Source organism: Rhizobium ruizarguesonis (assembly GCF_012349115.1).
Classification (GTDB): Bacteria; Pseudomonadota; Alphaproteobacteria; order Rhizobiales; family Rhizobiaceae; genus Rhizobium; species Rhizobium ruizarguesonis.
Genome location: NZ_PQIG01000067.1, coordinates 125375 through 150479, shown reverse-complemented (window position 1 = coordinate 150479; position 25105 = coordinate 125375). Strand labels below are relative to the sequence as shown.

Annotated in this window: 22 protein-coding genes; 1 reads left to right on the top strand and 21 read right to left on the bottom strand. The window is 61.1% G+C overall.

Features of this window, described 5'->3' with window-relative positions; all coding sequences use genetic code 11:
• Positions 1 to 4 precede the first annotated feature (4 nt).
• The 4 genes from C3Y91_RS09905 to C3Y91_RS09890 form a co-directional block, all read right to left on the bottom strand.
• Positions 5 to 979 (bottom strand): ABC transporter permease, encoded by a 975-nt coding sequence (locus C3Y91_RS09905; RefSeq protein ID WP_024321571.1) that lies wholly within the window; start codon positions 977 to 979, stop codon positions 5 to 7.
• Between the two features lie 129 nt (positions 980 to 1108).
• Positions 1109 to 2719, bottom strand: coding sequence for a gamma-glutamyltransferase (ggt, locus tag C3Y91_RS09900; protein ID WP_024321570.1), 1611 nt, complete (start codon positions 2717 to 2719; stop codon positions 1109 to 1111).
• On the bottom strand, positions 2716 to 3570 hold the full coding sequence (locus C3Y91_RS09895) for an alpha/beta hydrolase (RefSeq protein WP_024321569.1): 855 nt from the start codon (positions 3568 to 3570) through the stop codon (positions 2716 to 2718). The genes ggt and C3Y91_RS09895 overlap by 4 nt, the downstream gene beginning before the upstream one ends.
• Positions 3571 to 3715: 145 nt before the next feature.
• The gene (locus tag C3Y91_RS09890; protein WP_024321568.1) at positions 3716 to 5290 is read right to left on the bottom strand and encodes an ABC transporter substrate-binding protein; all 1575 of its coding nucleotides are present in this window, start codon (positions 5288 to 5290) and stop codon (positions 3716 to 3718) included.
• 193 nt (positions 5291 to 5483) lie between these two features.
• Here C3Y91_RS09890 and C3Y91_RS09885 point away from each other — a divergent pair, with 193 nt between their 5' ends.
• Positions 5484 to 6248, top strand: coding sequence for an IclR family transcriptional regulator (locus tag C3Y91_RS09885; RefSeq protein WP_024321567.1), 765 nt, complete (start codon positions 5484 to 5486; stop codon positions 6246 to 6248).
• A gap of 96 nt (positions 6249 to 6344) precedes the next feature.
• Here the strand turns inward: C3Y91_RS09885 and C3Y91_RS09880 are convergent, their stop codons facing one another.
• The 17 genes from C3Y91_RS09880 to C3Y91_RS09800 form a co-directional block, all read right to left on the bottom strand.
• A complete protein-coding gene (locus C3Y91_RS09880) occupies positions 6345 to 7280 on the bottom strand; it encodes a dihydrodipicolinate synthase family protein (RefSeq protein ID WP_130665708.1) in 936 nt (311 codons plus the stop codon).
• Positions 7281 to 7305: 25 nt separating this feature from the next.
• Positions 7306 to 8259, bottom strand: coding sequence for an ABC transporter ATP-binding protein (locus tag C3Y91_RS09875; RefSeq protein WP_024321565.1), 954 nt, complete (start codon positions 8257 to 8259; stop codon positions 7306 to 7308).
• A complete protein-coding gene (locus tag C3Y91_RS09870; RefSeq protein WP_024321564.1) occupies positions 8260 to 9276 on the bottom strand; it encodes an ABC transporter ATP-binding protein in 1017 nt (338 codons plus the stop codon).
• A gap of 8 nt (positions 9277 to 9284) precedes the next feature.
• Positions 9285 to 10202, bottom strand: coding sequence for a dihydrodipicolinate synthase family protein (locus C3Y91_RS09865; RefSeq protein ID WP_024321563.1), 918 nt, complete (start codon positions 10200 to 10202; stop codon positions 9285 to 9287).
• A gap of 18 nt (positions 10203 to 10220) precedes the next feature.
• A complete protein-coding gene (locus C3Y91_RS09860; protein ID WP_130663250.1) occupies positions 10221 to 11099 on the bottom strand; it encodes an ABC transporter permease in 879 nt (292 codons plus the stop codon).
• A gap of 2 nt (positions 11100 to 11101) precedes the next feature.
• Positions 11102 to 12061: an ABC transporter permease gene (locus C3Y91_RS09855; RefSeq protein ID WP_130663249.1), complete on the bottom strand. Its 960-nt coding sequence runs from the start codon at positions 12059 to 12061 to the stop codon at positions 11102 to 11104.
• A gap of 58 nt (positions 12062 to 12119) precedes the next feature.
• Positions 12120 to 13718 (bottom strand): ABC transporter substrate-binding protein, encoded by a 1599-nt coding sequence (locus C3Y91_RS09850; protein ID WP_024321560.1) that lies wholly within the window; start codon positions 13716 to 13718, stop codon positions 12120 to 12122.
• Positions 13702 to 14445, bottom strand: a complete 744-nt coding sequence (locus tag C3Y91_RS09845; RefSeq protein WP_024321559.1) for a FadR/GntR family transcriptional regulator — start codon at positions 14443 to 14445, stop codon at positions 13702 to 13704. The genes C3Y91_RS09850 and C3Y91_RS09845 overlap by 17 nt, the downstream gene beginning before the upstream one ends.
• 152 nt (positions 14446 to 14597) lie before the next feature.
• Positions 14598 to 15884: a GGDEF domain-containing protein gene (locus C3Y91_RS09840; RefSeq protein WP_024321558.1), complete on the bottom strand. Its 1287-nt coding sequence runs from the start codon at positions 15882 to 15884 to the stop codon at positions 14598 to 14600.
• 279 nt (positions 15885 to 16163) lie between these two features.
• Entirely contained in the window at positions 16164 to 17168 is a 1005-nt protein-coding gene (locus C3Y91_RS09835; protein WP_024321557.1) for a C-terminal binding protein, read from the bottom strand.
• A 17-nt stretch (positions 17169 to 17185) separates the two neighbouring features.
• Complete coding sequence (msuE, locus tag C3Y91_RS09830) at positions 17186 to 17746, bottom strand: FMN reductase (RefSeq protein ID WP_024321556.1); 561 nt, start codon at positions 17744 to 17746, stop codon at positions 17186 to 17188.
• Positions 17747 to 17819: 73 nt separating this feature from the next.
• Entirely contained in the window at positions 17820 to 19001 is a 1182-nt protein-coding gene (locus tag C3Y91_RS09825; protein ID WP_024321555.1) for an acyl-CoA dehydrogenase family protein, read from the bottom strand.
• Positions 19002 to 19117: 116 nt separating this feature from the next.
• Positions 19118 to 20224: an LLM class flavin-dependent oxidoreductase gene (locus C3Y91_RS09820; protein WP_024321554.1), complete on the bottom strand. Its 1107-nt coding sequence runs from the start codon at positions 20222 to 20224 to the stop codon at positions 19118 to 19120.
• Positions 20225 to 20426: 202 nt separating this feature from the next.
• Positions 20427 to 21509 (bottom strand): LLM class flavin-dependent oxidoreductase, encoded by a 1083-nt coding sequence (locus tag C3Y91_RS09815; protein ID WP_024321553.1) that lies wholly within the window; start codon positions 21507 to 21509, stop codon positions 20427 to 20429.
• A complete protein-coding gene (locus C3Y91_RS09810) occupies positions 21506 to 23236 on the bottom strand; it encodes a dipeptide ABC transporter ATP-binding protein (protein WP_024321552.1) in 1731 nt (576 codons plus the stop codon). The genes C3Y91_RS09815 and C3Y91_RS09810 overlap by 4 nt, the downstream gene beginning before the upstream one ends.
• The gene (locus C3Y91_RS09805) at positions 23215 to 24063 is read right to left on the bottom strand and encodes an ABC transporter permease (RefSeq protein WP_024321551.1); all 849 of its coding nucleotides are present in this window, start codon (positions 24061 to 24063) and stop codon (positions 23215 to 23217) included. The genes C3Y91_RS09810 and C3Y91_RS09805 overlap by 22 nt, the downstream gene beginning before the upstream one ends.
• Positions 24060 to 25070 (bottom strand): ABC transporter permease, encoded by a 1011-nt coding sequence (locus tag C3Y91_RS09800; protein WP_024321550.1) that lies wholly within the window; start codon positions 25068 to 25070, stop codon positions 24060 to 24062. The genes C3Y91_RS09805 and C3Y91_RS09800 overlap by 4 nt, the downstream gene beginning before the upstream one ends.
• Between the last annotated feature and the right edge of the window lie 35 nt (positions 25071 to 25105).

The window sequence follows — 25105 nt, the reverse complement described above, 5'->3', positions numbered from 1 at the left end:
GGGGTCAAGCCTTTCCTTCCAGCCGGACCCGCGGATCCAGAAGGGTGTAACAGATATCGATGATGAAATTGAGGACGACGAAAAGCAGCACCATCATCATCAGGTAGGCGACGATGACGGGGCGATCGAGAACATTGATCGAGTCGATGATGAGCTTGCCCATGCCCGGCCACGCAAAGATGCTTTCGGTGACGACCGAAAAGGCGATCAGTGAGCCGAACTCGAGCCCGATGATGGTCACCACCGGGATCATCAGGTTCTTGAGAACGTGCACGGAAATGATCCGCCGCTCTCGCAATCCCTTGGCGCGGGCAAACTTCACATAGTCCTGAGGAAGGACCTCCTGCACGCCGGCGCGGGTCAGCCGAAGAATGAGCGACGTCTTGAACAGAGCCAGGTTGAAGGCGGGCAATAAGAGGTGCCGGATGCCGTCTGCGGTCAGAAACGACCATTGTGCGCCGAGCAGTTCCCGCGTTGGGCCGCGGCCATTCGTCGGCAACCAGCCGAGCTCGACGGAAAACACCATGATCAGCATGAGACCGACCCAGAAGGTCGGAAGCGAGAAGCCCAGAATCGAGCCGCTCATGATCAGCTTGGAGGAAATCCGATTGGGGTAGAGCCCTGCATATAGCCCAAGCGGCAGGCCGAACAGCAGCGCGATGCCGAGAGCCGTGATCGCCAGTTCGAGCGTTGCCGGGAGACGTTCGAGGATCAGACCGAGCGCCGGCCGCCCATAAACGAAGCTGTTGCCGAAGTCCCCGTGCAGAAGTCCCTGAAGAAACAGCAGATACTGTTTCCACAGCGGCTGATCCAGACCGTAATGCGCGATGACGAGTGCCCGCTCGGCCTGATTGGCGTCCGGGTTGATCAGGATGTCGACCGGGTTGCCGATCACATTGACGCCGATGAAGACAATGATCGTCATCGCGACAACGACGAACAGCGCCTGTATCAACCGCCTGATGATGGATGTGACCATTGAACCTCTCCCTACAGCGCCGCTCGTCTTTTCGAGAGCCGCAGGACGCTGTAACGTTTTGAATCGACGTCTTTGTTTCTACGCACGTTCGTTGTCGCAAAACCGCTGCGCACTTTTGCGCGACATGCTTTAAGCGACGGAGATCGCCATCCCGTCGCGCTGCGGATCGGCCGCGCCTTTCGAGATGCCGCCGTCAATCTTGATCGCGTGGACTGCGGCGAACGCATATGTCTGCGGCGACCGCGCCACCGGGTAGCCCTGCGCCCGCAGCTCGTCTTCGACAGAGTGTCGAATGCGATTGCAGATGTCGATCGTATTTGACACCCCTACGATCCTCGGCGCCGAGACGGCTTCGAGCACGGACATGTCGAAATCGATCATGTTCATCAGGCATTGCGCAACGGCGGGCGCAATATAGCTGCCGCCTGGCGCTCCGATGACGATGCTGGGTTCGTCGCCCTTAAAGACGATCGTCGGCGCCGCCGAGCTGGGACGCCGCTTGCCGGGCGCGATGGAGCCGGGCTTACCGGGAAGCGGATTGAAGCGGCTCATCGTGCCATTGTACATGAAGCCGAGGCCGTCGGTGATCGCGCCCGAGGGACTGCCGAGGGTGTGGGTCATCGCGACGGCATTGCCGTCCTTGTCGATCACCGAGATGTGGGTGGTGTCGCGCTGCGACCCATCAAGGCGCGATACGCTGGCGATCTCGCCCGCCTTGATCGCGCCGGCATGCACCTTTGCATGCTCTTTCGACAGCAGCTTTTCATAGGGCACGTCGACATAGGCGGGATCGCCCATATGCGCGTCCTTGTCGATCGTCATCCGCTTCATGGCTTCGAACAGGATGCGGACATGTTCGGCGCTGCCATGCTGCAGCGAGCCGACATCGAACTGCTCCATGATATGCAGGAGTTCCAGCATCGGGAAGCCCGAGCCTGGCGGAGGCGAGGTGGCGATGCGGTTGCCGCGGTAGTCGCCCCAAACCGGCTCTACCTTCGACAATTCGTAGCGCGCCAGATCCTGCCGATCGATCAAGCCGCCATTTTCCTTAAAATCGCCGGCGATCTGTTCGGCCAGTTCGCCGTGATAGAAGATGTCCGAGCCGCCGCTTCGCGCGATGCGTTCGAGGGTCTCTGCCATGTCCTTGTTGACGAGCAGGTCGCCGACATTCTTGAGCGTGCCGTCGTCGTGGAAATAGACTTTCCGGCCCGTTTCAGAAAAGCGCAGCTTGTCGAGCGTGTTGGCAAAACCGTCGTTCGACTGGTCCTTGGCCCAATACCAGTGCATGTGGTTTCGGATCATGAAACCGTTACGGGCAAGGCGGATGGCCGGTTTGATGAGATCGGCCCAATCGAAGGTGCCGTAGTCGCGCAGCGCGGTCTCATAGCCCTTGAGCGAGCCCGGAGTGCAGACGGCAAGGTAGCCGATATCGGAAATATTGCCTTCAAGCACGTAGCCGAAGCCGTCGCGGCTCTGGTGCTTGATCTTGTCGAGCCACATGTCCGGCGCAGCCTTCAACGGCGCGCGCGCATAAAATTCGAGGATCTCGTGCATGCCCTTTTTCGGCATGTAGACATGCATGGAGCCGAAGCCGCCGATGCCGGCCATTTGCGGGTCGACCACGCCCTGGACGAAAGCACAGGCAAGTGCTGCGTCGATGGCATTGCCGCCGCGTTCGAGAACTTCGGCGCCGGCTTCGACGGCCTCCGGCTGAGGCGCCACGATCGTTGCATTTCTCATTTTGCGCGACTACCCTCCAGCACCTTTGCCAGGAAGGCCTTGACGTAGCCCAGAACTTTCATCCGGTCGTGAGAGACGCCCGGAACACGATCGAACGTCACATCGACACCCGCTTTGCGGAATGAGCTCGCCAAGGCGGCAAGGCGTTCGGGCCGCGTTTTGCCGGCGTCATTTGCGCCATCCATATAATATTTGCCACCCGGCTTGTGGGTGATTTCCCAGGTCTCCAGATCGGCGTCGCCGACGATCATATGCACCGGCACCTTGGCGAGATCTTCGGGTCGGAAGGCCTTGCCGAAGCGCGCCTCCAGATCCCGAATGCCGACCCACCAGTCACGCGTCGGATCCAGAAGAGTGACGGAACCAGGTGCGCCAATCGATGCCGCCCAGAGCTTTTCCGGATGCAGGATGGTGAAACGGTGCACGAAATGCCCGCCGCCGGAGAAGCCGAACATGGCGAATTTGGACCAGTCCTGGCGGTATTTGTCGGCCATCTCCGCGACCATGGCAAGGACGACCTGATCGTAGCGGATGTCGCCTTCCTCAAGAAACTTGTAGCCGGAGCGCGCGCCATCGCCGAGAACGCCAACCGGGAAGATCGGGCAAAGGATGGCGCAGTCGTTGTAGAGCCCGAATTCGGCAAAACCATCGCGGAAGTCGATGGCCGACGTGCGCCCGGTGCCGTGGACCGCGACCAGGAGGTCGAGCTTGCGGCCGTCTGCCGCCGTCGGTGGCACATAAAGCACCATATGGAGGCGGGGATCGGCCTGAGAGGCGAAGATGGCCGTCTGGCCATAGTCATAGATGGCCTTCGCCCGGGCGACGGCTTCGCCCGTTCCAAGTTCCTGCATGAATGTCTCCTGGGAGATGAAGAAAGGGACGGCCCTGGTGCGGCCCCATGATGCTGTTAAACCGCGTCGCATCGAATGGATCGATGCGACGCACTTCAAATCTTTATTTGTCCCAAAACCGCTGCAGGCTTTTGGACGACATGCATTAGTCCGCCGGCTTCACGTCATAAGCGAGCGTATATTTGTCGCCGCGCGGGGTGTAGGACACGGTCTTCTTTGCACCCAGCACGACGTTTTCGTAATGCATTGGGAGGAGCCAGAGGTTGTTGAAGGTCTCGGTCGACAGCTCCTCGAGAAGGGGCGCGCGTGCAGCTTCATCGAGTGTCGAACTCGCCTTGGCCAGCACCTCGTCGATCTTCGGATCGGACACGCCGCCGCCATTATATCTGCCGGTCCCCTTTTTCTCGTCGCGCGTGGCGACGAGCGCGACAGTCGGATTGGTGGTTTCGCCGGTGTTCACACCCCAGGAGCCGAAATAGGTGCTGTAGGTGCCCTTTGAATAGGCTTCCGAATACATCGACCAGGGCAGGACCTCGACTTTCGATTTGATCCCGATGCGTGTGAACATCTGGCCGACCGCCTGCAGAACTTCGGCATCCTTGACGTAACGGCCAGAGGGACCGTGCAGGGTCAGGCTGAAGCCATCGGGATAACCGGCCTCGGCCAGAAGCGCCTTGGCGGCGGCGGGATCATAGCCCACCTTCTCGACTTTTTCGGAATAGCCCGCATAGCCTTGGGTGACGAATTGGTCGGCCACCGTGCCGTTCTTCTGCATGACGCGGTCGACGATTGCCGGCCGGTTGATCGACATCAGCATTGCTTGACGCACCCGTTCATCCTTGAGCGGGTTCTTGTCGAGATCGGAACCATCCGCAGCCTTCACGAAAGGTGAAACATCGCGGCTGACATCGAGGCCAAGATAGACGAAGCGGGAAGACAGGCCGTTGATGACTTGCAGATTATCGCTCGCTTCCACGCGTGCCATTCCATCGGCAGGAAGGGTTTCGACAATGTCGATCTCGTTGGAGAGAAGCGATGCCAGACGGGCGCCGTCATCGGGCAGGAAGCGCAGCGTGACGTTCGACCAGTGCGAGGGGCCTGCGAAATAGCTGTCATTGCGCTTCAAGGTCAGGTTGCTGCCTGGCGAATAGGAGACGAAGGAATAGGCCCCGGTTCCGATTGCACACTTGCCGTTGTCGAAATCCTGGACCGGTGCCTCCTTGCAATCGGCGCTGATAATGCGAATTCGGCTGACGGAATTCAGCAGGATCGGATCCGGAACCTTTGTCTCGACGACGATGGTATAGGGATCCGTGGCGGTGACATTGACAATATTGCGGGTGTAGGAGGCAAAGCTCTGGCTGGGCTTGTCGCGGGCACGCAGAAGCGAAGCGATGACGTCATCGGCGTTGAACTCGCTGCCGTCATGGAATTTCACGCCCTTCCGCAGCTTGAATTCCCAGTGGGTAGGGTCGACGACCTTCCATTCGGTGGCGAGTTCCGGCGCATTTGCCGACGTTCCCGTGAGGTTTATGAGGCTGTCCCAGATATGGCGCGAGGTCGCATTGTTTGGCGCCGAACTGTCTTCATGAGGATCCAGCGTCGTCGGCGTCGTCGACATCCCGATCGTCAGCGGGGTTTCCTGTGCGGCGACCATCGCAGGAATAGCGATCGTGCCAAGCAGCCCGATCGCTGCCCGCGTCAATGTTTTTGCGGCCATTTCTTCAATCCCGGTTTAGCGTTTTTAGGCCGACCTTGTTTGGTCGGTACGAGCAGGTTCCCGTCCACTCTCGACACAAATTGGTAAGGGGCCCTCAAGGGGGCTGTCAAACGGAAAACAAGCGCGTTACGATAGGCGTAACTTGAAAATACGCCAATCCTTCAGCTTTGGTCACGGAGAAAATTCTGGTCCCATGGACAAAAGACAACCGTCAAAAAGTGATATCGTGCAATCTGTTGATGTTTGCATCGAGGTATTGCTGAACGTCGCCAAGAACCCGGATATCAGACTGACCGAGGTGGCGCACAACCTCGGGGAAACCAAGCCGAGAATTTTGCGCATGTTACGCACACTGGAACGGCGCGGCCTGGTGCGGAAGAGCGATACGGGCACTTACCGGCTGGGAACGACTGCGATCATTCTCGGGACCGCTGCCTCGACACAGGTTGATCTGGTGCGAATAGCCAATCCTATTCTTGAAGAAGTCGGCCAGAAGGCGAACGAAACGACCCAGCTCAGGATCATCGACAATGGGGAATCCCTGTGTATTGCAAAGTTCGAACCGATGCGCGACTTGCGGGTGCAGGCGATGATCGGTCGAAGACGGCCGCTCACCGCAGGCTCCTACAAGGTGCTTCTCGCCTATCTCCACCCCCAGGTGCAGCTGCAAATGATCCCCGAGACTTTACCGCGGCTGACCAAGCGCACGATCACGGATCGTGGCAAGCTGGTTGCTGAATTGGATAAAATCCGCCGCCAGGGATTTTGTGTGAGTTACGGTGAAGTCAGCGATCAACTCGTCTCCGTCTCGGTGCCGGTTCTGGCATTCGACGGATCCGTGATCGCCGCGGTGAATGTCGGCGCCCCGGCCTTCCGCACGCAAAAGAGCGACGTCGACCGCTTCATCGTTCTGCTGAAAGAGGCCTCCAGCAAGATATCGGCTCGGCTGGGATGGTAGAGCTTTTCGTTCTGCGCCATATCGGACCTTGTCTCTTCGGTTCGATCCCCACCAAGACAAACCAACGCAGGTTGCTACTGCGCCAGGCCCGCCAACTCAGGGGAAAAGATCGGGGAGTTCGGAGCGTGCGATCGGTCGCAACCTGACCGCTTCTGCCATGTCTATCGAGCGATAGGGAAACCGCAAACGGGTGCCCACAGGTCCCCAATTGCCGATCGTACTCAAAAGCTTGTCGAGAGCGGCATTCGAATAGCCGAATTCCTGGCGAAACGGGACGATATGCGCGTCCATGAACGTGCAGATGCGTCGCTCCAGATCGAGTGCGGCGTCGATATCGTTTCGCATCGAAACCGTCCAGGTCTGAGCGCCGCGGGGACTAAAGCAGGCCACATTGGAAAAGGAGCCTGCTGCCACACCTTCCTTGGTGCCGGTTGCGAGATGATGGCCGGGGACGAAGAGTGACAGCCCGGACAGATGCCGGCGCGCCTCGGCATACCAGGAGGCGTCGCCATCGGCGAGCTTGATGCCGATCACCTCAGGCACCGCGGCGCAGACCATGCCCAGCTCCTTTGGTGCCAGCACGCGTTTTGCGTGCGGCGGATTGTAGAGGATGAACGGAATTCCGTCGGCAGCCTCGGCCGCTCGTTTCAGGAAGTCGATCGCTTCGGCATCGTTGAGCGGCCACCAGTCCGGCAATATGACCTGAATGGCGCGGGGATCGAGCGCGGCGGCGCGGCGGACGCGATTGAGCATGATCAGCGGGTCGGGCTGGCAGGCGCCGATGACGAATGGCTTTGAAGACGCCTTGCAGCGCTCGGCCAGCATTGCCTGGATCCTGTCGAACTCCACCTCCGTCTGATTGTGGAATTCGCCGGCCGTGCCATTTGAGTAAATACCATCGACGCCGGCATCGATGAGGATGTCGATCTCTTCACCGAGCTTGCCGAATTCGATGTTGTCATCGGCTGCGATCGGCAGAAGCAGGCTCGCCCAATTTCCGCCGATGGCGGGACGCGGCATCTTCGCGTTCATCTGTTTTTCCCCGATGGATGACGGATCAGTTGAGGTCGTCGCGAATGCAGGCCTTGAAGTGGCCCGGCGCGACTTCCCGCAGTTGCGGAACGGCGCCGGCACAGGCCTCGAGCGCGCTCGGACAGCGTGTGCGAAAAACACATCCGCTCGGCGGATTGGCCGGACTTGGAATATCGCCTTTCAGGATCTGCCTGTTACGGCGGGCATCCGGATCAGGCGAGGGAATCGCCGAGAGAAGCGCGCGCGTATAGGGATGCTGCGGTCTCGCATAGAGATCGGCACTCGGCGCGACTTCCATGATGCGGCCGAGATAGAGCACGATCACCCGGTCGCAGATATATTCGACGACGGCGAGGTCATGCGAGATGAACAGCATGGTCAGGCCAAGCCGCTGCTGCAGGTCGCGCAGCAGGTTGATCACCTGCGCCTGGATCGACACGTCGAGCGCCGAGACCGGCTCGTCGGCGACGATGAAGTCGGGCGACAAGGTCAACGCCCGGGCAATGCCGATGCGTTGGCGCTGGCCACCGGAAAATTCATGCGCGTACCGATTGATCGCATCGGCGGGCAGTTCGACCTCTGCCAAGGCCGACAGTGCCCGGTCGAGCCTGTCGCGGGCAGTGCCGATCCCTTGGATCTGCAAGCCTTCCGTCAGGATCTCACCGATCGTCATGCGCGGCGACAGGCTGGCGAAGGGGTCCTGGAATATATACTGCATGCGCGGCCGTTGCCGTCTGAGCGCGGAGGCGGAAAGCGCTGTGAGCTCCGTCCCGTCGAAACGGACGCTGCCGGACGAGGGTTCGACGAGGCGAAGGACGGAACGCCCGATCGTGGTCTTTCCGCTGCCGGATTCGCCGACAAGCCCGACGACTTCACCCTTGCCGATATCGAAGGAGATGCCCTGAAGAATGTTCAGCCGCGTGCCACGGGAGGTATAATGTTTCGAAAGGTCGCGGACGGAAAGCAGCGGTGCGCTCATCTAGATCTCCTGCCATCTGATGCAGCGGCTGCGGTGCTGCGGATTGACCTGTTCGAGCGCGGGAACCGTGACGCGACAGGCTTCGATCGCGAACTTGCAGCGCGGGGAAAAGGCGCAGCCGCTCGGCATGTTCATCAGGCTCGGGACCATGCCGGGGATCGCAGCGAGCTTTTCGCCGGCCTGTTTCATCCGCGCCGCATGGCCAAGGCGCGGCATGGAGGCGAGAAGGCCCATCGTGTAGGGATGCTTGGGATTACGGAAGACCTCGCCGACCGGCCCTTCTTCGACGATCCGTCCAGCATACATCACCGCGACGCGATGGGCGATTTCGGCGACGACGCCGAGATTGTGGGTGACAAAGAGCATGGCCATGCCGCGCTCGCGCTGCAGTTTGAGGAGCAGGTCGAGAATCTGCGCCTGGATGGTCACATCGAGCGCCGTGGTCGGCTCGTCGGCGATCAACAGCGCCGGATCACAGGCGAGCGCCATGGCGATCGTCGCACGCTGCCGCATGCCGCCCGACAGTTCGTGCGGATATTGGCCGGCACGGCGTCGAGCGTCCGGTATGCCGACGCTTTCAAGCAACGCGACGGCTGCGTTCATCGCCGCCTTGCGATCGGCACCGCGATGGATGCGGATCGGCTCGGCGATCTGGTCACCGATGGTAAAGACGGGATTGAGGCTCGACATCGGCTCCTGGAATATCATGCCGATGTCGTCGCCCCTGATCCTGCGCATGCTCTCTTCATCGAGGGAGACGAGATCGCGGACCACGCCGTCGCTCGTCGCAAGGCGGATGCTGCCTGCGGCGATCACGCCGATGTTGCGGGTGAGCAGCCGCATGACCGACAGGCTGGTGACCGACTTGCCGGAGCCGGATTCGCCGACGAGCGCAAGCGTCTCGCCGGCGGCAACGGTCAGGTCGATATTGTTGACCGCCGTGATCTCACCGCCGCGGATGCGGAAGATCGTTCGCAATCCTCTGATGTCGAGTACGGGTTCGGCGGTCTGTTCCATCAGCTGGCTCAGTTCAGCAGACCGGTTGCACGCAGGATCTCATCGATCCGCGCGGTTTCGGCTTCGTTGAGGGAGGCACGCGGCCGCGGCATGACGGCGGAATCGATGATGCCGAGGCTGCGCATAGCGGTCTTGAAGGCGCCGATGCCGGCTGCGCCGCCACTGACGCGGCCCTGCGCGACCCAGACGATTTCGAAGAGGCGGCAGAGGCGCTCCTGTTCCTTCTTCGCGGCGACCCAGTCGCCGCGCTGCGCAGCATTCCAAAGGCGGACATAGCCGTGCGGATCGACATTGGCGATACCAGGGACAACACCATGGGCGCCCATCAGCAGGGCGGTGTCGACGACGATCTCGGAGCCGGTCATCAGGAAGACGTCCTTGTGTTCGGCTAGGTCGAGGAGCGCATAGCGGAAGTTGCCGTCATCGCCGCTGGAATCCTTGAGGCCGATTATGGCGCCTTCCCTGGCAAGCGTGACCACGGTCTGGCGCTGCAGCTTGACGTGAACGCAGACCGGAATGTCGTAGGCGATCAGCGGAATGTCCACCGCGTCGCGGATATAACGGAAGTGGTCGAGGATCTCGGACTGGCTGGTGACCGTATAGAATGGCGCCGTCACCACGACCGCATCGGCGCCAGCGGCCTTTGCAACCTTCGCATGGGCGATGACGCGATCCGTGGTTGGATCGATGACCCCAACGATCAGCGGCACCCGGCCATTCACCACCTTGGCCGAATGTTCGATGATGTCCCGCCGGGTCTTTTCGTCATGGAAGATCACCTCGCTCGTCGAGCCGAGCACGAATACGCCATGGCAGCCGGCACCGATCAGATGCTCGAGCACGCGCGTATAGGATGGGTAGTCGACGGTGAGATCCGGATTGAGCGGTGTTACGACGGGGGGAACGACACCCTTGAATTTGGTCATTTTCGCTTCTTTCGATTGTCAAATCAGTTCGGCACGCGGGTCGAAGGCATCTCTGAGGCCATCGCCAATGAAGTTGATCGCCAGGACGGCAAGGATCAGCGCGGCGCCGGGGAAGAGCCATTGCCACGGATATTGTTCGAGCACGGCGGTCGAGCGGGCCGCGTTCAGCATGTTGCCCCAGCTTGCTGCCGGCGGGGCGATGCCGAGACCGAGAAAGGACAGCCCCGCCTCGAGCAGGATGGCATTGGCAATCTGCAGCGTTGCATAGACCACCAGGATATCGATCGAGTTCGGCAGGCCGTGGCGAAAGAGCAGATGTCCGATGCCGGCGCCCATGCCGCGAGCGGCCATGACGAAGTCGCGTTCACGCAATTCCAGCAGCCGCGAGCGGATCATGCGCGCAAGCAGCGGCCAGGAGAGCAGCGAGATGACCAGCACCGTCGGCCAGATGCCGGTGCCGGCAATCGAGGCGAGCACAAGCAGGAAGATGACGGGCGGCAGGGTCATCACCAGATCGACGAAGCGCATCGAGACGGCGTCCGTCCAGCGTCCTGCCAGCGCCGAGATTGCCCCGAAAAGAAAACCGATGACCGCGGAAAGCGCGGTGGATGCGACGGCGACCAGCAGCGAAATCCGGCCGCCTTCGAGCACGCGGGCGAAGACGTCGCGGCCGACACCATCGGCTCCGAACCAGTGCGTCGCCGTCGGGCCGCTATTCATGGCCAGAAGATCGATGTCGTTCGGCCGGAAAGCCCACCATAGCGGATAGGAAAGGATCAGCAGCAGCATCGGAATGGCAATGCAGACGCCGGCAACGGCTGCGCGATTGAGCAGAAACCGACTGAAGGCGCGGGCAAGTGGTCCGGGGCTCCGGCGTTCGGAAGAGCGTGCCAGCATGATCAGCCCACCTTGATGCGCGGGTCGACGACCGCATAGGTGATATCGGTCAGAAGATTGACGACGATAACGCAGGTGCCGATGACGAGCGTCGCCCCCATGATGACGGGGTAGTCGCGGGTCTGCACTGCGTCGACGAGCAAGAGACCCATGCCCGGCCAGTTGAAGACGCTCTCGATGAAGATGGCGCCGCCGATTGCAAGCCCGATGGTGGAGCCGATCAGCGTGACGATCGGAAGAAGCGCATTGCGCAAGGCATGCTTGGTGATGACCCAGAACTCGCGAACGCCCTTGGCGCGGGCGGTGCGCACGTAATCCTGGTTCAGGACTTCGAGCAGCGAAGCGCGCATGTAACGCATGATCAATGCGGCTTGCGCGACAGACAGAAGTGCCGCCGGCAGGATCAGATGGTGGAGGAGATCGCCCACCGAGAATTCCTCGCCCGGCGTCAGCATGCCGCCTGATGGCATCCAGTGCAGGCGGACGGAGAAAATATAAAGGCCGATCAGCGCGCTGAGGAATGCCGGGCTCGAAATGCCGGCAAGCGCAACCACGGATAAGGAGAGATCGGCAAGCGAATTGCGGCGGACGGCGCCGATCACTCCGCAGGCGATGCCTGCGACGATGGCGAAGACAAGTGCAGTGCCCATCAAGAGCACCGTCGGGCCGATCCGTGACAGCACCAGGCCGAGAACCGGCTGATCGAGACGCTTGATCGAATAGCCGAGATTGCCGGTCAGCGCCTGCTGCAACCAGCCCAGATACTGCGCGGGCAAGGGCTGATCGAGCCCGAGGTTTCTGCGCAGATCGGCAAGGTCTGACGGCGACATCGGCAGGTTCGGATCGATAAAGGCATCGATCGGATCGCCGGGCGTCAGGCGCAGCAGCAGGAAGATCAGCATGCTCAGGGCGACGAGCATGCCTATTCCTATGACCAGGCGTCTGAGACTGTATTGGAGCATGGTTCATCCGTCTTGTCAGGGTGGCCGAAGCCACCCTCAAGGCTTTCCCGGAAACCGCCTATTCGGCGATCGACCATTTCTGCGGGTTGGCCTGGTAGGGGCCGCCGCCTGGCGCCGGCGTCCAGACGAAATCCTTCACCTTGGTCGAGACGATGCCGTAGCGGTTTGCCACCCAGAGCGTCGCCCAGGGCAGGTTCGTGTTCATCACCTTGCAGACGTCCTGGTAGGCGGCATCCCGCTTGGCACTGTCCGGCTCGGCCAAGGCACTATCGAGCGCCTTGGTGAGGTCAGGCATGCGAACCCTGGCGACATTCGGTCCGGCCGGAGGGATCTGCTTCTCGTTGAGGCCGACATTGATGCTTCCGGCATCCGGCCCGTTCTGCAGCCCGGCATAAACCATCTGGAACTGGGCAACGTCCGGCGTCGCATTGAGCACGATGCTGTTATAGGTCGGCGCATCGACGGCGCGCGGGACGATGTTGATGCCGACCTGGGCAAGCATCGCCTGGACTGCGGCAAGCACGTTGGTCGCCAGCGGCGTGGTGTAATAGGTCAGAAGCGTGATCGGCTTGCCGCCATTGATCTGGTCCCAGCCGGCATCCGTCAAAAGCTTCTTGGCCTTCTCGGGATCATAGGCATAGCTATCGATATCAGGGGGTATCAGCTGTTCGGCAACATAGGCGCAATTGGCAGGCTTGGCCGCACCGCCATAGAGGCTCTGGATGATGGCATCGCGATTGATCGCGTACATCACCGCCTGGCGGACGCGCACGTCCTTCCAGAGCGGGGAATCGTGGTTGAAGCCGAGATAGTTAACGACGAAAGAGTTGCCTTCGATGACCTTGAAGTCCTTGTTGTCCTTGAAGGTCGGCACGTCGTTGGAATCGACATAGGTGAACTGGATTTCGCCGGCTCTCAGCGCCGCGATCGCTGCGGTCGGGTTGGCGAAATAGCGATTGATGACGCGTTCCAGTGCGGGTTTGCCACCGCGATAATCAGTGTTTGCAGCAAGTTCGACATATTGATCCGAGACGTATTTGGTGAATTTGAACGGACCGGTGCCGATCGGAGCTGTGGACCACCACGCGTTCTTCGCCAGCTGGTCGGCCGGAATCGAGGAGAGCGCATGCTCGGGGAGCATCATCACCTTGGTCATCGTGTCGAGAAAACTGCTGCTGGGTGCGCTGAGCTTGATGACAACCGTGTGATCGTCCGGCGTCTCGACCGACGATATGCCCTTCAGCCGGGCAGCGAGCACCGAGCCGGTTTTCGCATCCATCGCAAGGGTGATGGTGAACTTCGTGTCCTTGGCGGTGAACGGTTTGCCGTCATGCCATTTGGCGTCTGCCAGCTTGAACGTGTAGGTCATCTGGTCCGAGCTGACCTCGTAGGAGCTTGCCAGCGCGCCGACGACCTTCTGCAGCTTCTCATCATAGGTGATCAGCGGTTCGTAGTAGACGCTGAGCCAGGTGAAGCCGGCGGTCGCGGCGAGCGGATTGAAGTTGCCCTGGAAGCCTCCGGGGCCGACATCGAAGCCGCCGGATAGCGTGGCTGCCTGAGCCTCAGCTGCAACGCCCGAAACGACAAGAGCCGGAACGGCCGCCGTCGACAGCAGGGCGCCAAGCGCAATAACGGATAATCTAGACAGTCTTTTCATGTGTTCCTCCCACGTTTGAACTTGTCTTGTTGTTGGCAATCACCCGGGCAATGCCCTCGTAGTGACGATCCAGGCGTCTGCGCGCCTCCTCCAGATCTCTTGCCTCGATCGCATCGACGATCGCGGCATGGTCGCGCCACGTCGCCATCGGATCGGTATTTTCGAGATTGACGAAATCCGATGCCTTGTAGAAGGCGAGCCAGAAGACATCGATCAGCCGCACGAGCGTTTCATTGTCCTGGCAGCGAAACAGCAGTCGGTGGAACAGCTGGTCGTCTTCCGCGAAGGTTTCACCGCGCTCGGCATGGGCGCGCATCCGATTGACGGTGGCACGCAGCTCGGCGATGTCCTCCTCCTCGATCACGTCGATCGTCTTGCCGATCAATCCCACTTCCAACGTGCGCCGGATTTCGAGGACTTCCTCGATTTGTCGCAGGGCGCCGCCGAGGCCGTAAGCGAGGTTGTCGAGAAGCGGCTCGAAGGAAAAGGCCTTCACGAAAATGCCGACACCGCGCCGCGTCTCCAGCACGCCGAGCGATTCCAGCGCCTTAATGCCTTCCCTCAGCGAATTGCGGCTGACACCGAGCTGGGTGGCAAGCTCTCCTTCCGCCGGAAGCAGGGTTCCGGGCGCAAGGCCGTTGTCGTCGATGTAGGCGCGCAGACTTTCCTGAACGGAGACATGCAGCAGCGGCGCGCGCGTCAGCGGCTTCATCGATTTCAATGTCATGCCGGTCACTTTCTCGCATCGCCGATAAGATGCATGTTACATATCCACTTGTAGGATATCTGTCAAATGGTCAAGTATGGGAGGCTGACACCGGACCCGGCTTGCAGCCGTTTTAAGGTCGTCCTTTTGGACAATAAAAAAGGCGAAGGGCTTTAGTCGGAGGCTTGACCGACCTCTGAAGCATGGACCATCGCGCAGTTGCGCCCGGTCTTTTTGGCAAGATAGAGCGCCGCATCCGCTTGGCGCTGCATGTGCTCTGCCGACACGAGTTCGCTGTTTTGCATCAATATTGCTATTCCGATGCTGACAGTGACCCAGGGGCCGACGCGGGAGGTAGGATTTGGAAGAGATGCAGCTTCTACTCGGCTGCGAATTCTCTCAGCAACCCCCCGGGCCTCTTGTTCATCAGAGCCTGGGAGAAAGACGAGAAATTCTTCGCCTCCATACCGGGCGACCTGGTCCCGCTCGTCTCTCATGCTGCTCTGAATGATGCCGGCAACTTTCACCAGGCAGCGGTCGCCTTCGGCATGCCCGAGATTATCGTTGAGGCGCTTGAAGTCGTCGACATCGCACATCAGCATCGCCGCGCCGTTCGTTCGTTTTAGGTCCTCATCCCAGAAATGATGGAGCGTTTCCATCATCGAACGCCGGTTGGCGACACCCGTCAGCGGATCTGTCCGCGCCAGCAATTCCAGCTGCGAATTAGCATCAGTAAGCTCTGCGAGGCGACTTCGATCTCGTAACTCAAGCAAGAAAGTCTTCTGAGCGAAGATGGTGGCGGTGCGTCGGGCAACGACGGTTGCAGCCACACCGCTTGCGAAAAACAGCGTCCCGGCCAGAGCACTTCCCGCTTCGATACCCGGATTGCGCAGTTGAAACACAAGGTAGATACCGAGGGCAGCAGCACCGATCGCCATCGCCCAACCGAGTGGAACGGGAAATATGATAATGGCGGTGACGGCCACAAAAAGCATGATGGTCAAATGCCGCTCGTAAAACTCGCCACCGGTGTTCACGCCCACCAAGGCGACGGACAGGAGGATGAGAAAAACAGCCGAGAGGAGGAAAACTCCCTGCACCCACAAAGCGCGCGGCCGCAGGAAGGCTATCGCGGCGACAAGAGCTGCGGGGGGAAGGATAGACGCAGGCCAAAGCATCGACATGACGGTTTCGGTCGGAAGCAAGATCGCGTTGAGGCCCAACGTCAGGACGTCGAGCACGATAACCCAAACCATCCACGCGCGGATGATCTTGGCAGTCCGCGGCCAGGAGCGTTCGCCAAAAAGCCGAGCCAGCTCGCCATTGAGACGGATATCACGCGTGCGTCCACCGAGCAGGCGCTCGACTTGCTCTACAATGGCCGGGCTCAACCTCTGGAGAGGTTTCCGCGAAGACGCTCTTACCGATTTGATAGGAGCTGTGGTTCGCTCGGTATCCATGTGTCGGATCTAGGGAGCAGACGACCGGCGGCAAGACGAACCGCGAATTCCGCTCCAAAAGACGATATGCTTGCCCTAATGATTTTGTACCAGCGGACGACAGTATGTCGTTAACGTGTCATATCGAGCCAAAGTCTCATGCGTGCCAGGCTGAATTCACGGTTCGATTCCTGTCAAGGCGATCACCCTTCAGTCGGTAGACCTACACCTGAGTTGCCCTCCGGTCAGAGCGGGATAGCAAGCGCTCGACCTGACGTCTCGTTTCCAAATGACAGCCGCTCACGCTGTGATCTGATTTCGCAGCCGGCCCTCGTCGAGCAGGATTTTGACCGTCTGCGCTGCGTTGTGGCGCATCTCGATGGCTGCATGATCGGAGTAGAAGGCATTGTGTGGCGTTATTACCAGCCGCCCCTCAAGCCAGTCACTCCTATCGCGCCATGCTGTCAGCAGCGGATGCTCGCGCGGCGGCTCCTGCGCCAGCGTGTCGATTGCCGCCGCCGCGAGTTGGCCGTTTCGCAGTGAGGCTTCGAGCGCATCGAGATCGTCGAGCAGCTCTCCGCGCGCGGTGTTGACCAGGATGGCTCCAGGCTTGAGCCGGGAAAGCCCACTCCCGTCCAGAATGCCACGCGTCTGGTTATTTGCCGGGCAATGCAGGGTGATGATATCCGCCTGGGCGAAGAGGTCGTCAAGCCGGTCGGTGCGTTCATAGCCGATCGCCTTCTCATGACCTGGCGGCTGGCCGGGATCATAACCCAGGATGCGGAATCCAAATGGCTTCAGGCGGTTCACCACCGCTGTGCCGATCCGCCCGACGCCGACAACACCCACCGCGGCCCGGTTCGAGCGGCTAAGCGGCTTCAGGCTATGGACCTGCCATCCGGACGTGTAGCCACGGGCGCGAGCGTCGTGCTCCCAGAGTCGCCGGTGCAGCGACAGGATCATCGCGACTGCATGGTCGGCGACTTCCTCCGTGCCATAATCGGGATTGTTGGCGAACGGAATGCCTGCATCCGCCAGAGCCGAAAGATCGATCTTCTCGTAGCCGACACCGTAGCGCACGACGCCTTTGCAGCGGGAAAGATGGGCGATGCTGCGCGACCCGAGCCGCGCGCCCCAGACCATCAGGGCATCGAGCCTCGCCAATCGATCTGGATCGAAAGATGCTTCGTCGGTGCTGGCGAAGAACTCGATCTCGACATCGTCGCCGAGCACTTCTGCCTCGAGATCAGGCGCGCCGAACATGTGATCGGTGATGCCGACGACGTATTTCTTTGGTGCAGTCATTTTTGCCGGCCGACTGCTTATTCTGCGGCGATCGCGTCTGCCGTCGAGCGGGCCTTCACAAGGACGGAAGCCTCCGCCAGCGCCTGGTTTACGCGACCGAGAATAGCCGTTGACGGAATGCCATCCGTGAAATCGCGGCTTGAGGCGTAGATTGCTGTCGGCAGCACAAAGGCCTCGAAAAAAGCAAACAGCGGGCGAAGCTGATGCTCGACAACGAGGGAGTGTCGATCGCCGCCGCCGGTTGCCGTCAGGATGACGGGTTTGCCGCGCAGGTCTGCAGGATCGAGAAGATCGAAGACGTGCTTGAACAGGCCGGTATAGCTCCCTTTGTAGGTTGGCGAGCCGATGACGAGCGCTTCAGCTTCGATGATCGTTTGGATCACCTTTTTTGCTGCAGGATCGAGGTCCGCGACCGATCTTGCGGCCGCCAGTGAGGTGCCGAGGTCCTCGATGTCGAACACCGCATGCTGCAGGCCTGCCTGCTTCGCCAGCGATTCCGCGACGCTCTCCACGAAGCGCCTGGTGCTGGACGGGCGGGACAGATTGCCCGAGAAGCCGACGATCAGATCGTTGCTCATCTAAATTCCTTTCGCGAGTTCGCCTCGATCATGCGAGGGAGGAGGGAGGTCATCGGGCGAGGCGCTCTGTTTGCTATGCTGTTTTGAGGACCGCCAGCCCTGCCGGATAGCCAGAGCGGACACTTTCCTCTCTATTCCATCGATCAAAGGCAGCCCGGCCCAATATCGAAATGGATGTATCTTCCTGCGGCGCGTGGACGAGCACGGATTGGATATCCCTGAAATGCCGTTCAAGCCCCAAGTCGGCACTAAGACCCGGATTGCCGATGCCGCGTACCGCGATCTGCACGGCTTCACGCAGTTGCCGGCCCGCGATCAGCCGAGCCCTTATCATCCTTTCCGCGTCACCATGGTCGGCCTCAAGCGCGCCAAAAATGATCTGCCGGGCGCCAGCGACCAGCAGGTCGATCTCGCCCGAGAGCGCCACAAACCGCTCTGTTCGGGCAATGGGATGGCCCAGATTGGCCGGCACGCGTTCATGTGCGAAGCGGATGAAGGCCGCTTGCGCGGCTTCGGCCGCGCCGAGATAGATCGCGGTCAGCGCCAAGGTCATCGCCGCATGGGCGCGATTGTCCTGCTGGGCCACCGACGGATCGACGAGTTCCAGCACGTTTTCCGCCGAGATCTCGACGTCGGTATATTCGACGTCATGCGAACCTGTGGCGCGCATGCCCAGGCTGTTCCAGTTCTCGATCACATCGATGCCGGGCAATCCGTTCGGCACGACGAACGTTCCGACACGCGCGGGCGTCTCGTCGGTATGCGCCCAGACAAGGAAATGCGTCAGACCGTATGCGCCGGTCACGAAGCGCTTGCGACCCGTGATCGACCAGCCGTTTGCCGTGCGGCGGGCAACGGTCGCGGGTAGACCGCCACGTGCCGGAGACCCCAGTTCCGGCTCGACGCGCGCGGCGTTGAGCAATAACGGTTTCTGCTTAGCCTCCGCCAGCAGACGCCTGTACAGATCATCAGGCCAATGGTTCTTTGCGGCTTGGCCGAGATGATTGAAGATCGTCATGGCGCTGATCAGCGCCACCGAGGGATCACCCCGCCCCAGCGCCGCCAGAATGTGGGCCGCATCGCCGAGTGTTCCGCCTTCACCGCCATAGCGGGTTGCAACGGTGCTCTCGAGCAGGCCGCTCTGATGAACGGCATAGATACCGGTCCAGGGAAATTGGCCGGTTCGATCCGCATCCGGTGCGGCTTCCGCGAGAACACGCACGGTTTCATCTGGAACGATTACATCATAGGCCATGCGGGTCGACGCTTTCTGGCTGTTAAGGGAACAATGCCCCTAGGCAAAGGACAGCAGATCCGGCTGCGTTGAGAAAAGGGGGTGTGCAGTCCGGCGCTCGGGCCAGACTGCACATATCACGCAGCACTTTTCTTCTTATTCGCCTCTTCCCGTTCGCGAATGCCTTCGCGCACCAGCGGCAGGATGTAACGGCCGTAATCGACCGCATCATTGTAATTGTCATAGCCGCGGATCGAGATCAGATCGCAGCCAAGATCGATGTAGTCGAGGATGGAATCGGCAATGGTGCGCGGCGAACCCACCAGCGCAGTGGTGGCGCCGCCAGCATTGGTCGCGGTCACCGTCGGATACCATAGAGCGCGGTCATGGACATCGCCGCGCGCCGCGATGTCAAGAAGCCGCTGAGAGCCGACATTGGCCGGGCGTGCCGCATTGAGTGGTGCGCGTGCCAAGCCTTTCTGACGGTTTTCGTTCAACTGGTCGAGAACTCTATGCGCCTTCTCCCATGCCAACTCGTCAGTTTCCGCCACGATCGGCCGGAAGGTAACCCATATGCGAGGGCGATCCGTCCGGCCTGCCTTTGCCGCTTCCGCGTATATCCGTTCGATCTGCTGCTTTGTTTCTGCAAGCGGCTCGCCCCAGAGCCCGAAAATGTCGCCCAGAGAACCCCCGATGCGATAGGCGGCATCCGACGAACCGCCGACCGAAATCGGAATCAGGCCACTGGTTGGGCGCACCGCGCTGCGGAATTGCTTGAACTGGTAGTATTTGCCATCGAAGTCGAAGGCTTCTTTGGACGTCCAGGCCAGACGGAGGATCCGGATATATTCTTCCTGCCGCTCGTAACGCTCCTCTTTGTTGAGGAAGTCGCCTTCGCGAGCCTGCTCTTCGTCGCTGCCGCCCGCAATGAAGTGAACGACAACACGCCCGCCGCTCAACTGATCGAGTGTTGCAAGCGATTTGGCGGCGACCGTTGGATAGACGGTGTTCGGGCGCAAAGCCACGATGATCTTGATATGCTTCGTGTGTGCCAGGACGGTTGCGCCGAGCGTGAAGGGATCGAAGGAGGAGGAGGAGTAGGGGATCAGCGTGTAGTTGAAACCGTAATCATCAAGGGCACGTGCGTACCGCTCCAGGAAACGAGAATCTACAGGCGCGTCGGGAATGGGGTTGAGGTCGTTCGACGCGTTAGGAAAGCTGACGCTAATGAATTCCGCGGACATGTGAGCTCCTTCAGGTTGCAGACCATTGCATTGACGTTAGGGCGCGGTAGCGCCGCGAGGAAGACAGGTCATTCTCTTTCTATCGATTTTATAGAAAATATTCGCTATCGTGGCGGATGGAGTAGGACCCACTCCCCGCCATGGCGTTGACACAGGCCGTCTTCAACTGTCTTGGCATCAAGCCGTTTAGCCTCTGCATGGGTTACAAGGCAGGCGACCAGCCAAGTGCTGGAGCAACTGTCTCGGCCAGATCGGTCAGCAACCTTACGTTCTCCGCGAGGCCGAAGGCGGGGGGCAGGAAGAGCACGACCTCGTCCGCGGCTGCGAGGCCCGGGTCATTGAACACGGCTTCAATCACTTGATCGGGCGTGCCCTGGAAGACAGGCGAGATCTGAGCGCCGACAGGCTGGCTGGGAGGCGCGAGGGCACCTTTGGGACGCGACGCGGCAATTCCGATGGTGCGACGCTCGAGGTCATAGGCAGCGTATTTCTCTCGAAGTTCTGCGGTCGTCCCAACCAGGATGGAGGCGGCGACGGCGACGGGTGGCGGCTCCGTTCCCCAGATCGTGAGCCAGGTGGTACGGAACGTCTCGATGATGCGAGCCTGGTACTGCCCGAAAGTCTCGCCCTCGGCCTGGCCGTGCTGCACGGTTCCCGAGATGAGTCCGATCCCGAGTTCGGCTGCCTGCACGGCCGAGCTGAGGCTGGCTGAACCTTGCCGAATGCGGGAGCGCAGGGTCGGGCTATGCGGCGTTACCCGCAATTCCGCACCTTGCGGAGCACCCTGGCCCGGCGAAACGACAGTATGGAGGACTTCGCCCGCAATCGCCGAGAGGAAGCGTGCCTGGCGCCGTTTGGCTTCCGTCCGGGCATCGGTGTCGACTGTACCGAACACTGCGTCGAACGCCGCGTTGGCACCGGTCGATATGGCAAGTTCAAGCCGGCCATCGATGAGCAAGTCGGTCGTACCGGCCGCTTCGGCAAGCAGGATAGGATCCTGGTAGCGCATCGGGATGACCGCCGATCCCAGGTTGATGTGCTTGGTGTGCTGACCGGCGGCGGCGAAGAACGGAAGCGGCGAGGACAGGTAGTGATCGAAATGTCGCTGATAGGCCCAGCCCGACTGGTAACCCAGCCGCTCGGCTTCCTTGAACAACTCGATCCCGTCGCGCAGACCTTGCGCCGGTCCGGCTTCGTCGTTGAACGACACCCTGGTGTTGAAGCCAAGCCGCTGCTTTGGGCGGAACGACACGGGCAGAGGATTTAGAGGGGCAGCGATGGTCATGCGATCTTTTCCCTGCTGATGATGCGACGGGGTTCCAGGCGTGACACGCGGGCATCCCCGGCAATGCCGGATGGGATCGATTCCAGCAGCGAGCGGGTATAGGGCTGCTGGGGTCTTTCAAAGATGTCGGTGACGATCCCATGTTCGACGATGCGTCCGCACTGCATCACCGAGACGGTGTGGGCGAGTTGGCGAACCAGGGCCAGGTCGTGGGATACGAATACATAGGTCAAGCCAAGCTTGGCCTGCAGCGAAAGCAGCACCTCGACGATATCCGCCTGGACGCTGACGTCGAGCGCGGAAGTGGGCTCATCGAGCACGATCACATCAGGCTTGAGGACCAGCGCTCGGGCGATCGCCACGCGCTGGCGCTGGCCACCTGACAAGGCTTCCGGCTTGCGCAAAAGCAGGTGTTCTCCTAGTCCGACATTGGCCAGCGCTTCGCGGACTCGCTCGGCGCGTTCGTTGGCTGTTCCGATCTTGAACCGGTCGAGCGGTTCGCGCACCAGCTGCTCGACTTTCCAGGTCGGGTCCAGCGAGGTGAACGGATTCTGATAGACGAGCTGAAGGTGGCGCCATACCGCGCGCAGCGACTCGTGCGAACGACCATGGAGCTGCTCGCCGGCGACCGCGATCGTGCCGATGTCGGGTTGTTCGAGCCCAAGCAGCAGCCGGATTGCCGTCGTCTTGCCCGAACCGGATTCGCCGACCAGCGCGTGTGTGGTGCCAGCCTGGACGGCAAACGACACGTCGTTGACGGCCGTCAGAACCTTGCCGTCCACCGTGAACGTCTTGGTGACGCCGCTAACCTCGATCTTCGGTGCCTTGTCGGCCTTGGTCCCGAGGAAACGGAAGGCGGGATCGCGCAGCGCACGGTAGCGGTCCGGGTTGAGCGCCGGGACGTCGGCATGCAACTTCCTAGCATATGCCGAGGCGGGCGCAGAGAAGACAGCCGCAGTGTTGCCGGCTTCCTGAACGACGCCGTCCTTGAGGACCACCAGCGCATCGGCCCGCTCGGCGGCGATCGCCAGGTCGTGGGTGATGAGGAGCAAGCTGATCTCAAGCTCGTGCTGCAACTTGGAAAGCAGGTCGAGGATGCGCTTCTGGATCGTGACGTCGAGCGCCGAGGTCGGCTCGTCCGCGACCAGCAGCAACGGGCGTGGAAGAACGGCAAGGCCGATCAACACGCGCTGCAGCATGCCGCCGGACAGTTGGTGCGGGTAGGAGTCGTATACGCGCTGGGGGTTGTCGAGCCCGACCTGGGCGAAGGTTTCCAGGACGAGCGCCTTGCGGATTGCCGTGTTGGGTTCGTCGATGAGCGCGGCCGCCTCCATCGCCTGGGCGCCGATCGTCCGGACGGGGTTGAGCGAATTGCCGGGGTCTTGCGGCACGAACCCGATCGCACGTCCTCGCAGTGGCCGGAAACGACGTTCCGAGAGCCCCAACACCTCCTGGCCGTTGAACTCGACGCGGCCGGTCGCGCGTCCACCCGTGGGGAGCAGTCGCAACACCGCGCGCGCGATCGTCGATTTGCCCGATCCCGACTCTCCGATGAGGGCGAGGCTCTTGCCGCGGCCGAGTTCAAACCCGACGTTGCTGACGACTTCCTGCGGTCCGTAGGAAACCGACAGCCCGTCGATCCGGAGCAGGGGGGCCGATTGCGGGAGCGCCGATCCGGTGGCGTCAATACGGGCGAAAAGCTCAGTCAGTCTGTCTTGCGAAGCCATCGGCTGATCCTGTTCACAGAAAGGACGGTTGCGATCGTGACGAATGCGGGCGCGTAAACGAGCCACGGCCATTTGAGGTAATCCTTGCCGATCGAGATCAGCAGGCCCCAGTCGGAGGCGGGCGGCGGGTCGCCGTAACCGAGGAAAGCGAGGCTGGCGATCACCAGGATCGAGTCGCCGAACTGCAGCACTGCAAGCGGCAGCACCGAGCGCGACGCGTTCGGCAGCACGTGGCGCCACAGGATGTGCCAGCGCGAGCCACCCAGGAGAAATGAAGACTCGACGAACGTCGCCTGCCGGGTCTTGATGACCTCCGAGCGCATCACCCGGGCGAAGAGAGCCACCGCCGAGACGCCGGTTGCGATGGCGGCGTTGGTGGTGTCGAAGCCGATCGCGGTGACGACGATGACGGCCAGCAGGAATTTTGGAATTGCAAGCAGCACGTCGACCAGGCGGGCAAACAGGGTATCCACCCAGCCGCCGAAGAAGCCGGCGAGCAGGCCGATGAGGCCGCCGGCGACAACGCCGATGACCACGGCGATCAGCGCGCTCGCCACAGAGGAGGCCGTGCCATAGACGACGCGGGTATAGAGGTCGCGACCGAGGTGATCAGTGCCGAACCAGTGCGCCGCACTGGGGCCTAGCAGCTTTTGCGCGGGAACGCCGTTGACCGGGTCATAGCTGGTGAACAGGCTCGGGGCGAGCGACCAGGCGATCGCCAGCGCGACGATCGCCAAAGAAAGCGCGACGACCGGCGGTACGCGCAGCGCCGTCAGCCGCCCGACCGCGGTGACGCGCGAGGTAGAGTAGGTGGAGGCGAGGGTCATGGCGTCACCACCTTGGAAATGCCGACGGAAATTTCGTCGGCTGTGGTTGGACGACGCTCGGGAGCGCCGAGGAGCTTTACGCGCGGGTCGAGCAGCGGGTAGGCAAGATCGGCGATCAGGTTGACGATCACGAAGACCACCGCCGCCAGCGAGACGACCGCCTGAAGCACGGGCAGGTCCTGCGTGCTCACCGACCTTTGCACCAGGCTGCCGAGACCGGTGCGTCCGAACACCGTCTCGGTGATCAGCGAGCCGCCAAGCAGTTCGCCGATGGTCAGCGCGATGACGGTGACGACAGGGAGCGACGACGGCTTGAGCAGGTGCTTGGCGAACAGGCGCATTTGCGAAAGGCCGCGACCGCGCGCGACGGCGGCGTATTCCTGCCCGGACTCATGGTCGAGGTTGGCGATGAGGACTTCGGCGATTTGCGCGGAGATGGGGATGCCGAGCGCGATCGCCGCGAAAAGTGTCGCCCAGAAGCTGTCGGGCTCGATCACGCGAAAGACGCCGAGCTGGAAACCGAAGAGGTGGATCAGCACCAGGCCGATCACGAAGTTGGGCACCGACAGGAACAATGACGGGAAACCTCGCAGCAGGCCTTGGCCGAACCGTTTCGGAAGAAACTGTGTGCCATAGGCGATCACCGCTGCGAGAATAAGTGCTGTGACGAGACCTGCGGAAGCAAGCACCAACGTCGACGGGAGTACCTCGGCAATCAGGGTCGTCACAGGCCGATTGGTCCGCATCGACAGGCCCAGATCGCCGGTCACGAAGCCGGAAAAGGATGTCCATAGCTGCACCGGGATCGGCTTATCCAGGCCTTGGGCGGCGATGATCTCCTTGATCTCCTCCTGCGTGAACCCGTTTTGAGGATTGTTCAGGACATTGGTTATCGGGTCGCCGGGCAGGATGCTGACGACGACGAAGGTGAAGACATAAGCCAGCAGGATCACGACGATCGCCTGCACGAGGCGCTTTGCGGCGTAGTTGAGGTAAGCTTTGCTCATGCCTGTCACCTTCTTGCGTTGTCCGGTTGAATTGC